Raw genomic sequence first — 14,621 nt, 5'->3', positions numbered from 1 at the left:
TTAATGATCTCCGAAGAGAAGCAAAGCCGTATCGTTTAAATCCGGCGTCATCCATATTTTTTCTAAATTATAAAAAAGACGAATTTCTGGACGAAAAAGATGAATGATAATATCACCTGTATCAATCAATACCCAGTCACCTCCAGCAAGCCCTTCTACACGCGCAAGCCCCTGCCCACTATCTTTCCAAGTATGTAATAAATGATCAGCAACAGACGATACATGACGCTGCGAATTTGCTGAAGCTATGACCATATAATCAGCCAAAGATGACTTCCCTCGAATATCAATAGCAACAATATCTTCTGCTTTTGTATCTTCTAAACTCTTGAGAATAACTTCAAGACTCTCACTAACAGAAAAAACTTTTTTTTCTTTTGAAGGCATAGTATCGTAAGAGTGTTTGTGTGCAATGTTTTTCAGATCAATATCCTTTCTTATCGTTGTGGAATCTAAAAAAGAGACTTCTCTAAAGAGAAACAGAATCTTATGAAATGTTCAAGAAAAATCATTCTTCTTCAAACGAAGGTTTGTTGAAGATTGAAAAGATAAAGGTCCATGCAAATAAGTCCAAACTGGTGGCTTGATAAAAGGTAATCGCTTACTTTCTCTCTCATCCAAACGAAAACGGCGATAAATATGTGCCATAGGAGAGGAAAGTGCTGACCGATTGCCTAAAGGACGATCAATAATCGCAATAGGAAGCATAGAGACGATATCATGCCATCGATACCAATGATGTATCGTCGCAAAACTATCTGCCCCCATAATCCATACAAAATTTACGCCACTGTAATGAGTAAGAATATGAAAAATCGTATCTACCGATACTTTGCTCCCTATAGCTTTTTCAAAACCTGTCAAGCGAATTTTCGGATGGTCAATAAGTTTAAAACTTAATCGCATTCTCTCCTCTAAAGGGAGCAACTGTGTACAATCCTTTAAAGGATTTCCTGGAGTGATCATCCACCATAACTGATCAAGATGCAAACGCCGAATGGCAATTTTTGCAACAAGAAGATGCCCCGCATGCGGTGGATTAAAGGAACCACCAAAAAGACCCACAACATTAGATCTTTCAACATGTGGCATACAATTTTTCCATGGAAAAAATGGTGTTCTCAAGCTCTAACCTGACCATTTCCTTTAACGTGATATTGAAATGATGTTAGCTGTTCAACACCTATGGGACCACGTGCATGCATTTTTCCTGTTGCGATACCAATTTCCATTCCAAAACCAAATTCACCTCCATCAGCAAATTGTGTAGATGCATTGTGCAATAAAATAGCTGAATCTAAATGATTAAAAAAATTCTTCACCACTTCCAAATCCTCAGCAATAATCGATTCCGTATGTCCTGATGAATAACGCTTGATATGAGCAATGGCTCCCTCAACACCCTCAACCGTTTTAACAGAAAGAATAGCATCAAGATATTCATGCGACCAATCTTCTTCAGAAGCTAATTTGACATCTGGCATAAGAAAAACAATATCTTCTGTGGCACGAATTTCACACCCCTTTTCCTGTAAAGCAGTTAAAACAGGAAGAAATTTTTTTAATGCTTGGCTGTCAATGAGAACTGTCTCAACAGCACCGCATATCCCTGTTCGCCGCAGCTTTGCATTTAAAACAATATTGCGTGCCATATCTAAATCTGCCGATTTATCAATATAAATATGACAAAGTCCCTCCAAATGAGCAAAAATTGGAACACGTGCATCAGACTGAACACGAGCAACAAGGCTCTTTCCACCACGTGGTACGATCACATCAATCGCTCCATCCAACCCTTTGAGCATTTCCCCAACGGCAGCACGATCTGTCGTTCCAACCATTTGGATAGCATCTTTGGGTAAACCAGAGCGCTCTAAACCTTGTACCAAAGCTAAATGAAGAGCATGAGAAGAATGAAAGCTATCCGAACCACCGCGCAAAATCGCAGCATTACCTGCTTTTAAGCACAAAGAACTCGCATCAACTGTAACATTGGGACGACTTTCATAAATAATGCCAATCACACCAAGAGGTGTTCGTACACGACTTATATGAAGCCCATTTGGACGCGTCCATTCATCCATCACTTGTCCAACAGGATCAGATAAACGAGCAACTTGGCGAACACTGTCTATCATTGCACGTAAACGCAAATCATCTAATTTTAGCCGATCAATCATTGCAGCTTTCAAATTATTCTGAGCAGCATTCTCTAAATCTTGACAATTCGCCCGTAAAATTTCATCTGACTGAGCCTCTAAACTTAAAGCGATCATTTCTAATGCATTGTTCTTTTGCTCAGAAGAAGCAACAGCCAATGCTGCAGCGGCATAGCGTGCTTTTTGTCCCATATCTTTCATTTTTTCTTCTAAAGTCATCGTAACATCCACTCTGCCAAAACAATAAAAACAAAAGTAACTTTTTTAAACAGAATTGATCAAGAAACGTACAATCATATCATTACGATGCACCATAGCAGAGCGCGCCTCATACCCAAGAATAGCTTCGATTTCTTCACTTTTATGTCCTATAATGCGTACAGCCTCATCTTTGTCATAGCTTACAAGTCCACGCGCAATCTCAACTCCATCTGTACCAACAATTGCAACCGTATCCCCACGCTGGAAATTTCCCTCAACGGCAATAACCCCTGCAGCTAATAATGATTTTCCTGATTCAAGAGCCCTAATGGCTCCTTGATCAATCGTCAAAACACCAGATGGATCTAAATGACCAGAAATCCATGTTTTCCAAGCATTGACAGATTTCTTACTTGCCGCAAAAAAACTCTTGCGTTCACCTTTGTCAATTGCAGCAAGAGGATTCATACGCTTGCCTGAGGTGATAATCATCGCCGTTCCAGCAGCATTAGCTATTTTTCCGGCTTCAAGCTTAGTCTTCATTCCTCCCCGTGAAAACTCTGAAGCAGCAACATCTGCCATTTTTTCGATATCATGCGTAATGGATGCAACAAAAGGTATAAATTCAGCCGTAGGATCACTATGGGGAGACTTTGTATAAAGACCATCAATATCGGATAAAAGTATTAAAAGATCTGCCCTCACCATTGTTGCCACACGTGCAGCTAAACGATCATTATCACCATAACGAATTTCAGTTGTTGCAACAGTATCATTCTCATTAATAACAGGCACAGCTCCCAAATATAAAAGCGTCTCAATCGTTGCACGTGCATTGAGATAACGCCTTCGCTCCTCCGTATCAAATAAAGTGAGCAAAATTTGGCCTGTTTTGAGCCCATGTTGAGCAAGCGCATCACCATAGGTTTTTGCTAACTCAATTTGCCCCAAAGCAGCACATGCCTGGCTTTCTTCCAATTTCAAAGCCCCCTTAGGAAGCTGTAGCAATGTCCTTCCTAAAGCAATAGCACCTGAAGACACCAATAATATCTCTACGCCTCCTTTGTGTAATTCAACAACATCATTGATCAAGCTTTTAAGCCATTCAACCCGTAAACCTGCCTGAGGATCAACCAAAAGGGCAGATCCAATCTTGACCACAATACGTTTATAGTGTGTAAGTTTTTGCGATCCAACAGCCATCTCAATCAACCTTGCTATCCCCACTGATCTCCTCTTTGCGTGACATTTCAATAATATGTGCACCAGCACGCAGCACATTTTCTAAACCTTCGCGGCTAACCGCAGAAAACATCATAACTGGTTGATCCGCTGCTCTTTGCAAAGCTTCCCGTTTAGCTTCACGCTCTTCAATTGTCAGAGTATCTATCTGGCTTAAAGCAACAATTTCAGTTTTATCACTTAGATTATTTCCATATGCCTCAAGTTCATGACGCACAATTTGATATGCTTTTGCAACATCTTCTTCTTGAGCAGAAATCAAATGAAGGAGGACACGACAACGTTCTACATGTCCTAAAAAACGGTCTCCAATTCCTACACCTTCATGCGCTCCTTCAATCAATCCCGGAATATCAGCCAAAACAAATTCACGACCATCAATACGTACAACACCAAGATGAGGATGTAGAGTGGTAAAAGGATAATCTGCAACTTTTGGTTTTGCAGCCGTTACAGAAGCTAAAAAAGTTGATTTTCCAGCATTTGGTAAACCAACAAGCCCCGCATCAGCAATTAACTTCAAACGAAGCCATATTGCACGCTCTTCTCCAGACAAACCTGGATTTGCACGACGCGGTGCCCGATTTGTCGATGTTGTAAAGTGAAGATTGCCAAAACCGCCATTCCCTCCTTTTGCAAGGCGATAGCGCTGTCCCACTTCCGTTAAATCACATATTAACGTTGTATTATCTTCTTCAAAAATTTGCGTCCCAACCGGAACTTTAAGGATGACATCATCACCCTTCTCACCCGTCATATTACGCCCCTTGCCATGTCCCCCTGTTTTTGCTTTAAAATGCTGCTGGTATCGATAATCAATCAGCGTGTTAAGTCCATCAACAACAAGAGCCCAGACATCACCACCCCGTCCTCCATTCCCTCCATCAGGCCCCCCAAATTCTATGAATTTTTCACGGCGAAATGATACTGCTCCAGAACCTCCATTACCAGAACGAATATAAACTTTAGCTTGATCAAGAAATTTCATTGGAAACACTCACTGAGGAATCAATCTCTCTACCTCTATAGGCAATACATTAATTTTACCAGTTTTTCATCATTGATAACAGAAAAACTGTCACTATCGCTGATAACTCTTTGAGAAAAAAATCATCGCATTTAAATAGGTTAAGTAAAATTAAGTCTTCTTAAAAGAAGGTGCTATTCTTGTACTTTTGTTTTTCCCTTAAATTCAAGTGCTAGAAGATAAAGCTCTACTGATTCTGATCGGCTTGCGGGTGGTTTAACATGGTAGACTTTTTTAAAATGCTGTTTTAATCTTGCAAGAAGAGTGTTTTCTGCTCCCCCTTGAAAAGCCTTTGCTAAAAAATATCCCCCAGGCTTGAGAACCGAAAGAGCAAAATCAGCCGCAACTTCACATAAATAAATCGTTCTTAAATGATCCGTCTGACGATGACCTGTTGTTGGCGCTGCCATATCAGAAAGAACCACATCCGGTTTTGTCCCTAAAGTTTCAATTAATTTCTGCGGTGCATCTGTATGCAAAAAATCCATTTCCAACATGGCAACTCTAGGCAATGGATCAACATGTAAATAATCAATACCAACAACGCTAGGATCCTCATCACTTGACCCTACTATACGCTCAGCCACCTGACACCAGCCCCCAGGTGCTGCTCCTAGATCAATAACCTTTTGACCTTTTTTCAAAAACCTATAGCGCTCATTAATTTCAATGAGTTTATAAGCCGCACGCGAACGATACCCATCTACTTTTGATTGATGGACATAAGGATCATTCAGATGCCTCTCTAACCATCGTCGTGATGAAGCTTTAATGGTTCCTGCTTTCTTTTTTACGCGCTGATATAATTCATGTGACCCTGAACCTCCATAGCCACCTCTCGGTGTTTTTGTTGTTTTTTTCATCGTTATTCATTGTCTCCATATTTAATTCTCTAACGCTTGAAATCTCTGCTCTTTCTACGACGACACCATACCCCATCGCGTAACATTAGCTCTATCAAAATTCCTTCCCTTAATCCACGATCAGCAACTCTTAAACGCTGACTTGGCCAAACTTCCCGAATAACATCTAAAATTGCACAACCAGCTAAAACTAAATCTGCTCTCTCGCGCCCAATAAAAGGACTTATGACACGTTTTTCTATATCCCATGATAATAGACGTTGTGTCATAAGTGTAATGTCTGCATCCTTCATCCAAATGCCATCCACTTTTTTCCTATCATAACGCTCTAAATTAAGATACATTCCTGCTAAAGTCGTAACCGTACCGGAGGTTCCCAAAAGATGAAACTTTGAACCTTGTGCTAACTCTCCTAATTTATGACGATCTGAAAAATTATTTAATAACCCTCGCACATAACTTTTCATTTTTTCAAAATCGTCTAAGCTAATATCATTCCCTCCAAAACGTTCAGCAAGCGTAACAACACCAACAGGAAGAGAAGTCCAAGCGATAATTTGTCGAGCTAAACGAAAAGAACGCTTTTGAGAAACATCAAGTAGCACAATTTCTGATGATCCTCCTCCAATATCAAAAAGCACAATTGCGTCAGTATTTGGTTCAACAAGTGTACTACACCCTGTAACAGCAAAACGCGCTTCTGTTTGCCGATCAACAATTTCCAATTCAAGACCTGTCTCCTCCAAAACACGCTGAATAAAATGTCTACCATTTTCTGCAGAACGACAAGCTTCCGTTGCAATCAAGCGATAACGCTTAATATGCCTTTGTTTTAGCTTTAAATGACAAATCTTTAATGCTTCAATCGCACGATCCATAGCTTGTGTATTAAGAAAACCGTTATTTATTAAACCTTCTCCCAATCGTACAATACGAGAAAAAGCATCAACAACACGAAAATATCCAGGTTTACTGGGAGATGCGATAAGAAGACGACAATTATTTGTTCCGAGATCAAGAGCCGCATAAAGAGGTGGAGATTTTACTGGATGGAACCGTCGAAGAAAAGGTGCTTTGAGTTTTTTTGTTTTTTGAGCACCTATCATTATCTGATTATGAAACTCAAAAGCTGCCTCAGATTGAACAAAAACCTGTTTCTGTTCATAATGTTTTTTTCTCTGTTGTCTCTTTATATCAACAAGGACAGAGTATGCCTCTGTTCGTGACAATGCAGAAAGATTATTTGTATTACTACCGCACTGATCATACAATTGATCTGCTTTGGTATCGTATATTTCTCCTTGCTTTAACTCTTTTGAACCATAATTTAACGGGGTCATGTCCCTTATCCCTTGAGCGTCCCCCAATAAATAAACGCGAAAACTCTTCTGCTCATTCCTAAATAAAGCAATAATGCAGCATCAAATGATATATACAAGAAATCATTCTTTCTTTTTCTATCATTAAAATTTTCTACACTAACATCATTCAGTTTTTTGTATAATCTTTCGGTTGTTTCCGTGAAATCATGCATCTCTTTATGAACTTAAAACTATAAATTAATCGTTTACGTTCACATCAATTTTTATAAATTATGCTCTTTTCTTGATACCATTCACACGGAGCACACCTCTATTGTAACAAACCTACACTATCATACTATTTGCTGACTCTTAAGGTTACAACAACCTATACATTAGTACGGTTTATAAGAAAAAAATTTTTTTTGTTATCCACACACAAACCTCGTTTGTTATATGCAATGAAATGGCTTTGATTATGCTGGAATAAAAGTTCCGTAGTACTACAAAATGCAATTACAATAGCTGTTATTTCGTGAATACCAATAAAAACTATCGTTCAAAAAAAACTCTAGAATTATAAATTTATCTGAAAAATATTAATGCTTAATCAGACCGCTTTAAAAATCCATTTTAAGCTTAAAAAAAGAATTTAGTCTACTCATTATTGTAAGGAATAAATCGAGTATTTCTAATCTTTTTTACTTTTAATAACTAACGAAATCATTCTTTAAGCATTACGGGAAACACTAACTTTATTTTCTATTACATATAAATAACTTACTGTGACTTTATATTCATAAAACTCTCACTCTTTCCAATAAATCACCTCGATATCATATTATATAAAACTTCTTACTTATTTGACCTTATAATTTACACTCAGAAATATAATACAACAATTTATGGAAAAATGACTCTTGTTAAAAATACTCGATGAATTCTAAGGACGGAAAGAATTAAGTGCTGCATTTAACCCTTTAAATGGTACAGTAAAAGAAAATACCTTACCTTCTTTAGTTTTATAGGAAATACGTACCTTATTGTTCTGCTCTATTTGTTTAGTCAAAACCGGCCCTACAGGTGATTGTGCCAAACAAACCGTTTCATTACATTGCGTATAATTAATAAGAACAGGTTTTTTAACACCTTTTACAAACATTTGAATCGGAACATTTATATCAGAATTTGGCAATGTTCGAAAAAGCATCACTGCTTGACCACTTGTCGTAGAAACAAGAGACCAACTAAAAATGGTATTTCCTTCTTGATCATGAACCGTCTGTGTCACATTACATATACCTTGCTTATGTTTAAGCTTTTGTTTTTCGTCACAAATCAAAGTCCAATCATAAAACTGCATAATAATTCGACGTGTTTCGCCAGGTTCTCCCTTAGGTATCGATAAGTGCGGTGGATGCACTGTATAAATATTATTGTTCTCGTTGGCAAAGCTTTCGCTCTTGCCTATTAAGGCAAGAGCAAACAGCAGAACCTTTACTAACATACTTCTCGTTTTTACAATAACAGCCATTTTTTCTATTATCATCTCAACCTCAGAGTAATTCCAGCACCTATTCCCCAATGACCTCCAGCACTTGTCACAGATACATTCGAGCGAATATTTCCATCTTCAGATGTATAACCAGCACCAATAGCAAGTGCAGATTGACTGCGCCATAAACCACTCCCAAATGAAACACTTAAAGATCCTGGTATATCATAGTAACGTAAGTTGGACACCGCTAGACCAATAGCAGCAGCTTGTCTTGCTTCTTTCCGAACATCCTGAATAGCATAATTCAATGTCTCAAACTTCATATCCGTATAGGATTTCGACTCGTTAACACCATCATTGACAAGACCACTAACTTTCTCATCCGTATACTTATTGGCATCTTCAAGAACTATCTTCATCTGCTCTTCAGTATAATCATGCAACTGACCGCCATTAACAGCTTGCTGAGAACCTGTTTCAATCTTGCCTGCCGCTACATTGTCTATCATAACAGGTTCGCTGTCATTGCCTCCTACTAACGTAATGCTATTGGTCTTTTTCCCATCACTATCTTTATCATAGTTAACAACGCCATCTGTTACGGCTACTTCAATATCTTTCACATGTTGATCTATCGTATCTACTTTGTCTTCAACCTCTTTTACCCTCTCATTCGTGCTCCAAAGCTGACCACCATTAACAACTTCTTGCGAGCCTTCTTCTATCTTACCATCCAATACATTCGTAATCTTACTCGACTTACCATCATGCTTCGCATCATACGCACCTTCTTCTTCATTCCAATTCAAACCATTGCTCGCCACATTCTTCTCAACATCATGAATACGCTCGTTGATACTCGTCATACCATCACTGACACCATCAAAAGCTCCTGCTACATCATGATAGATCTTCTTTTCTGACGAACTACCATCAGAATTGAATTGTGAAACCTTGAATTCCGGAGCCCTCCATTCGCCACCTTCATAGCTAGCTCCTCCTCCTAAATACATCGCTAGCGTCTGATGCAAGGAATAAAGCTGTGAACCATTCACGGCTTCCGTCGAGCCTTCAGAAAGTGTTCCAGCTTTCACGCCAGAGAGACTACGTGTATCACCATTCATGTTTGCAATTGTGATTGCACTACCCTCTTTTTCACCACCTATCTTGATTACCTTCGTAGCATCATCCTGCTTAACAAGACTATCTCCTACAACTTTATTAATCTCATTCTGAAGCTCTTTATGAATATTCATGAATGAATCACCAACACCAGCAAAGGCAGACGCAACATCATCATAGCTCTGCTCTTCAACGGCACTGCCATCTTCTTTGACGATCTTAACTTTGAAGCTTGGAGTACTCCATTGACCTTCCTTATATTCAGCGCCACCACCTAAATAAGTTGCAACAGTCTTATTCGTCTCAAAAAGCTGAGAACCATTGACCGCTTCACTTGAGCTTGCAGAAACCTCTCCATTGGAAAGAAACTTAATTTTACTGTTGCCTTTCTCATCACCCTCTCCATGTGTTGCTACAAACGCCTTTTCAGAATCACTCCACAACAACGCATTCTGCTTAATATTTTCAGTAACCTCCGTGTTGTTTTGAGTAAACTCTTTTTGAAGATTCTCAAAAGATGTTCCTACACCAGCAAATGCTTCCGATACAGTATCATACTTCTTCTCTTCAACTTTAGTACCATCCTCATTAACGATCTTAACTTTGAAACTTGGAGCCGTCCAAGCGCCACCTGCATAACTAGCGTCACCACCTAAAGACTGCGCAACACTGTTACCTAGAGCATATAGCTGATTTCCTGCTACAGCATCGCTTGAGCTAGCAGTAATATCACCATTTGCAAGTGATGTGATTTTGCTGTGTGTCTTCTCACCATCTTTTTCTCCATGCAAGGCGACAAAAGCACCTTCAGCCTTGCTCCATGATAAAGAATCTTGTGCAACTCCTTCTGAAACTTCCTTAATACGAGCGTTGATAGTGCTCATGCTGTCATTAATGTCATTAAAAGCACCTGCAACATTATTACTGCTCTTCTTATCACCTTTCGTACCATCATTGCTGAAAGTCTGAATTTGGAAATCCGGATCTTGCCATTCGCCTTTCTCATTATAACCAGCACCACCACCAAAATAGCCAGCAAACTGTTTTTGCAGATCATAAATCTGTCCACCCGTAATCGCATCACTCGAGCCTGATACTATAGAGCCAGCTGCAAGTGATGTAAGCTTGCTGTTCTCTTTATTGTCCCCATGCATCGCTACAAACGCCTCTGCGTCCTTATCCCACAACAGCGCATCGCCTTGAACTTCCTGAGTAATATTCGTGATGTTTTCAGTAAGTTCATTAAACTTATTCGTTAGGTTGTTATTCACATTCTTGAAATTCGTATCAATACCTTCAATGGCTAAACCAACATCACCATAGGATTTTTCTACTACCTCGCCTTTTGCATCAACACTGGATAATTTATAGGTTGGACCCGTGAAAGTACCATCTTTAAAGCTTGTACCTCCACCTAAGTATTTCGCAATATCCTGAGAAACCTTAGAAATCTGACCGCCATTAACCGCATCATGCGAATTCTCACTAATCTGACCTTCGGCAACATTATGCAAACCAACAGGTGCAGAACCCTTACCTTTACCCAAAGTCACACTCGCATAATTAGTGCTGCTATTATCATCACCTGTTTTATCGTAATGAACAACAGCCGATTCATCAGACTGAAGATTGTTAGAAAGCTCCTTCAGACTTTTATCAAGCTGGTCTTTATTAACAGCTTCATTACCTCTCACGGCTTCTTTCACACCGGAAAGAATTCTATCCCCTTTGTCTTTATTTGCGATATTGATTTCATTGCCTTCTACTTCTGTACCAATATTGATAACTTTTGTCTTTTCATCCTGCTTGGCAAGACTATCACTGACTACATTGGTCACATCATTGTGAACATTCGTAATAGAACTTGCAACACCTGCAAGTGCTTCCGCTACACTATTGTAAACCTTTTCCTCACCAGTGCTACCATCATCATTGACAGTTTTAAGTTTGAAGGTGGGTGCAACCCATTCTCCCTTTTCATTATAACCTGCACCTCCACCAAAATAGGTCGCAAATGTTTGATTCATTGAATAAAGTTGGTTGCCCGTGATCGCTTCTGTCGAACCTTTAGAAATTTCTCCATCTAAAAGAAACTTCAATTTGCTATTGTTTCCTTCCGTTCCATGCTTAGCTACAAATGCATTGGCTTCATTATTCCAATTCAAAGAATCCTGTGCGACTCCTTCAGAAACTTCCTTAATCCTCTGATTGACATTCTTGATATTTGTATCAAGTCCTTCAAAAGCTGAACCAACATTGGTAAAAGGTTTGGCTGTTATCTTACCATCTTTATCAATCTCCGATAAACTATAGGTCGGCCCAGTAAACACACCATTATTAAAAGCTGCATTGCCTCCTAAATAAGTAACAACCTTATCATTCGTTTCAAAAAGCTGACCACCCGTGATAGCATCCGTTGATTTAGCGCTAATCTCACCATTTGCTAGAAACGTAATTCTACTGTTTTCTTGTGTCCTGACAGCTTTGCCTTTTTCTTCTTTACTCTTTTCATGACGCGCTACAAAGGCATCGGCTTCCTTGCTCCATAACAAAGAATCCTGTGCTACTCCTTCAGAAACCTCTTTAATCCTTGCATTCACATTCTTGATATTTGTATCAAGACCTGAAAAAGCGGTTCCAACACCTTGAAAGTCACTCTCTGTTACAACTCCATCTTTAGCAATGTAAGATAATTTATACGTTGGCTGTGTAAGAGCTCCATCTTTAAAGGACGCTTCTCCACCTAAAAACTTAGCTACATCCTCACCTATTTTATTAATCTGTCCACCCGTGATTGCATCATNACGCTTCTCCACCTAAAAACTTAGCTACATCCTCACCTATTTTATTAATCTGACCACCCGTGATTGCATCATGTGAACCCTTGGCAATCTGACCATCGGCAACATTATGAAGACCAACAGCTGCCTTATCCTTACCTTTGCCTAAAGTCACACTCGTGTAATCAATGCCGCCATTCTCACCCTCTTTTTTATCGTAATGAACAACAGCCGAGTCATCTGACTGAAGGCTGGTAGAAAGATCCTTCAAACCTTTATCTAATTGACCTTTGTTAACAGCGTCATTATTGTTCTTTGCTTCCCCAACACCAGAAATTATCCGATCCGTACCGCTTTCATTTGCAATATTGATTTCTGTNCACTGCCTTCTACTTCTTTACCAATAGTGATAAGATTGGTTGCTTGATCTTTCTTAACAAGGCTATCACCTTTCACATTGGTCACATCATTGTGAACATTCGTGATAGAACTTGCAACACCTGCAAGTGCTTCCGCTACACTATTGTAAACCTTTTCCTCACCAGTGCTACCATCATCATTGACAGTTTTAAGTTTGAATGTGGGTGCAACCCATTTTCCATTTTCATAGCCAGCACCTCCACCAAAATACGTCGCAACTGTTTGATTGATTGAATAAAGCTGATTGCCCGTGATCGCTTCTGTCGAACCTTTAGAAATTTCTCCATCTAATAGAAACTTCAATTTGCTATTGTTTCCTTCCGTTCCATGCTTAGCTACAAATGCATTGGCTTCATTATTCCAATTCAAAGAATCCTGTGCGACTCCTTCAGAAACTTCCTTAATCCTCTGATTGACATTCTTGATATTTGTATCAAGTCCTTCAAAAGCTGAACCAACATTGGTAAAAGGTTTGGCTGTTATCTTACCATCTTTATCAATCTCCGATAAACTATAGGTCGGCCCAGTAAACACACCATTATTAAAAGCTGCATTGCCTCCTAAATAAGTAACAACCTTATCATTCGTTTCAAAAAGCTGACTACCCGTTACAGCATCTGTTGATTTAGCGCTAATCTCACCATTTGCAAGGAACGTAATTCTACTGTTTTCTTGTGTCCTGACAGCTCTGCCTTTTTCTTCTTTACTCTTTTCATGACGCGCTACAAAGGCATCGGCTTCCTTGCTCCATAACAAAGAATCCTGTGCTACTCCTTCAGAAACCTCTTTAATCCTTGCATTCACATTCTTGATATTCTCATCAAGACCTGCAAAAGCGGTTCCAACACCTTGAAAGTCACTCTCTGTTACAACTCCATCTTTAGCAATGTAAGATAATTTATACGTTGGCTGTGTAAGAGCTCCATCTTTAAAGGATGCTTCTCCACCTAAAAACTTAGCTACATCCTCACCGATTTTATTAATCTGACCACCCGTGATTGCATCACGTGAACCCTTGGCAATCTGACCATCGGCAACATTATGAAGACCAACAGCTGCCTTATCCTTACCTTTGCCTAAAGTCACACTCGTGTAATCAATGCCGCCATTCTCACCCTCTTTTTTATCGTAATGAACAACAGCCGAGTCATCTGACTGAAGGCTGGTAGAAAGATCCTTCAAACCTTTATCTAATTGACCTTTGTTAACAGCGTCATTATTGTTCTTTGCTTCCCCAACACCAGAAATTATCCGATCCGTACCGCTTTCATTTGCAATATTGATTTCTGTGCCACCTACTTTTGCACCAATAGTGAGACGACTCGTTGTCTTATCTTGCTGAACAAAGCTCTCGCTTTCCACTTTGGTAATCACATTATTAACCTGTTCAGTCAATTTATTCTGAACATTCGTGATAGAACTTCCAACACCGGCAAGTGCATCTGCTACATTCTGATAATTCTTGTCAAAAGAAGTACCATCCTCACTAAACTGCTTGATCTTGAAATCCGGTTCTCTCCATATGCCCACTTCATCATATCCAGCACCTCCACCAAAATAGGTTGCAAGCGTGTTACCCATTGTATAGAGCTGACCACCATTTACTGCATCTGTTGAGTTTTGGGTAATCTCACCATTTGCAAGGAACGTAATTCTACTGTTTTCTTGTGTTCTTACAGCTTTGCCTTTTTCTTCTTGCTTCTTCTCATGACGCGCTACAAAGGCATTGACTTCATCATTCCATAACAAAGAATCCTGTGCTACTCCTTCAGAAACCTCTTTAATACGTGCATTCACATTCTTGATATTTGTATCAAGACCTGCAAAAGCGGTTCCAACACCTTGAAAGGCACTCTCTGTTACACTNGGCCCAGTAAACACACCATTATTAAAAGCTGCATTGCCTCCTAAATAAGTAACAACCTTATCATTCGTTTCAAAAAGCTGACTACCCGTTACAGCATCTGTTGATTTAGCGCTAATCTCACCATTTGCAAGGAACGTAATT

At 39.3% G+C, this 14,621-nt stretch carries 11 protein-coding genes and 2 pseudogenes; all 13 read right to left on the bottom strand.

Features of this window, described 5'->3' with window-relative positions:
* The gene (gene rsfS, locus ACFIKX_RS04320) at positions 1 to 387 is read right to left on the bottom strand and encodes a ribosome silencing factor (RefSeq protein ID WP_375610572.1); all 387 of its coding nucleotides are present in this window, start codon (positions 385 to 387) and stop codon (positions 1 to 3) included.
* A gap of 111 nt (positions 388 to 498) precedes the next feature.
* Positions 499 to 1,092: a nicotinate-nucleotide adenylyltransferase gene (locus ACFIKX_RS04315; protein WP_375611862.1), complete on the bottom strand. Its 594-nt coding sequence runs from the start codon at positions 1,090 to 1,092 to the stop codon at positions 499 to 501.
* Between the two features lie 29 nt (positions 1,093 to 1,121).
* Positions 1,122 to 2,378, bottom strand: coding sequence for a glutamate-5-semialdehyde dehydrogenase (locus ACFIKX_RS04310; RefSeq protein WP_375627674.1), 1,257 nt, complete (start codon positions 2,376 to 2,378; stop codon positions 1,122 to 1,124).
* 45 nt (positions 2,379 to 2,423) lie between these two features.
* A complete protein-coding gene (gene proB / locus ACFIKX_RS04305; RefSeq protein ID WP_375627675.1) occupies positions 2,424 to 3,563 on the bottom strand; it encodes a glutamate 5-kinase in 1,140 nt (379 codons plus the stop codon).
* A gap of 1 nt (position 3,564) precedes the next feature.
* The gene (obgE, locus tag ACFIKX_RS04300; RefSeq protein ID WP_375627676.1) at positions 3,565 to 4,590 is read right to left on the bottom strand and encodes a GTPase ObgE; all 1,026 of its coding nucleotides are present in this window, start codon (positions 4,588 to 4,590) and stop codon (positions 3,565 to 3,567) included.
* A gap of 173 nt (positions 4,591 to 4,763) precedes the next feature.
* A complete protein-coding gene (locus tag ACFIKX_RS04295; protein ID WP_375627677.1) occupies positions 4,764 to 5,492 on the bottom strand; it encodes an RlmE family RNA methyltransferase in 729 nt (242 codons plus the stop codon).
* 29 nt (positions 5,493 to 5,521) lie between these two features.
* Positions 5,522 to 6,832 (bottom strand): Ppx/GppA phosphatase family protein, encoded by a 1,311-nt coding sequence (locus tag ACFIKX_RS04290; protein ID WP_375627678.1) that lies wholly within the window; start codon positions 6,830 to 6,832, stop codon positions 5,522 to 5,524.
* Between the two features lie 904 nt (positions 6,833 to 7,736).
* Positions 7,737 to 8,342: an invasion associated locus B family protein gene (locus tag ACFIKX_RS04285; protein WP_375611868.1), complete on the bottom strand. Its 606-nt coding sequence runs from the start codon at positions 8,340 to 8,342 to the stop codon at positions 7,737 to 7,739.
* Entirely contained in the window at positions 8,339 to 12,229 is a 3,891-nt protein-coding gene (locus tag ACFIKX_RS04280; protein WP_375661215.1) for a Vomp family autotransporter, read from the bottom strand. Before ACFIKX_RS04280 ends, ACFIKX_RS04285 begins: the two co-directional genes overlap by 4 nt.
* Positions 12,213 to 12,464 (bottom strand): hypothetical protein, encoded by a 252-nt coding sequence (locus ACFIKX_RS04275; RefSeq protein WP_404977330.1) that lies wholly within the window; start codon positions 12,462 to 12,464, stop codon positions 12,213 to 12,215. Before ACFIKX_RS04275 ends, ACFIKX_RS04280 begins: the two co-directional genes overlap by 17 nt.
* Positions 12,465 to 12,470: 6 nt before the next feature.
* A pseudogene (locus tag ACFIKX_RS10455) lies at positions 12,471 to 12,530 on the bottom strand (hypothetical protein); the annotation flags it as partial.
* Positions 12,530 to 14,494 carry a hypothetical protein gene (locus tag ACFIKX_RS04270; RefSeq protein WP_375661214.1) on the bottom strand — a complete coding sequence of 655 codons (1,965 nt, stop codon included), beginning with the start codon at positions 14,492 to 14,494 and terminating at the stop codon, positions 12,530 to 12,532. The pseudogene ACFIKX_RS10455 and the gene ACFIKX_RS04270, both read right to left, overlap by 1 nt.
* Before the next feature lie 15 nt (positions 14,495 to 14,509).
* Positions 14,510 to 14,620, bottom strand: a pseudogene (locus ACFIKX_RS04265) (hypothetical protein); the annotation flags it as partial.
* Position 14,621: the final 1 nt, after the last annotated feature.

It is taken from the genome of Bartonella sp. CM86QHHN (genome assembly GCF_042194695.1).
Classification (GTDB): Bacteria; Pseudomonadota; Alphaproteobacteria; order Rhizobiales; family Rhizobiaceae; genus Bartonella.
This window is presented reverse-complemented; position numbering and strand designations above follow the sequence as displayed.

Coding starts and splice junctions, on each gene's coding strand:
- ACFIKX_RS04315 (WP_375611862.1), bottom strand. CDS start 1,092: ATGCCACATGTTGAAAGATCTAATGTTGTGGGTCTTTTTGGTGGTTCC.
- proB (WP_375627675.1), bottom strand. CDS start 3,563: ATGGCTGTTGGATCGCAAAAACTTACACACTATAAACGTATTGTGGTC.
- ACFIKX_RS04285 (WP_375611868.1), bottom strand. CDS start 8,342: ATGATAATAGAAAAAATGGCTGTTATTGTAAAAACGAGAAGTATGTTA.
- rsfS (WP_375610572.1), bottom strand. CDS start 387: ATGCCTTCAAAAGAAAAAAAAGTTTTTTCTGTTAGTGAGAGTCTTGAA.
- ACFIKX_RS04310 (WP_375627674.1), bottom strand. CDS start 2,378: ATGACTTTAGAAGAAAAAATGAAAGATATGGGACAAAAAGCACGCTAT.
- ACFIKX_RS04290 (WP_375627678.1), bottom strand. CDS start 6,832: ATGACCCCGTTAAATTATGGTTCAAAAGAGTTAAAGCAAGGAGAAATA.
- obgE (WP_375627676.1), bottom strand. CDS start 4,590: ATGAAATTTCTTGATCAAGCTAAAGTTTATATTCGTTCTGGTAATGGA.
- ACFIKX_RS04295 (WP_375627677.1), bottom strand. CDS start 5,492: ATGAAAAAAACAACAAAAACACCGAGAGGTGGCTATGGAGGTTCAGGG.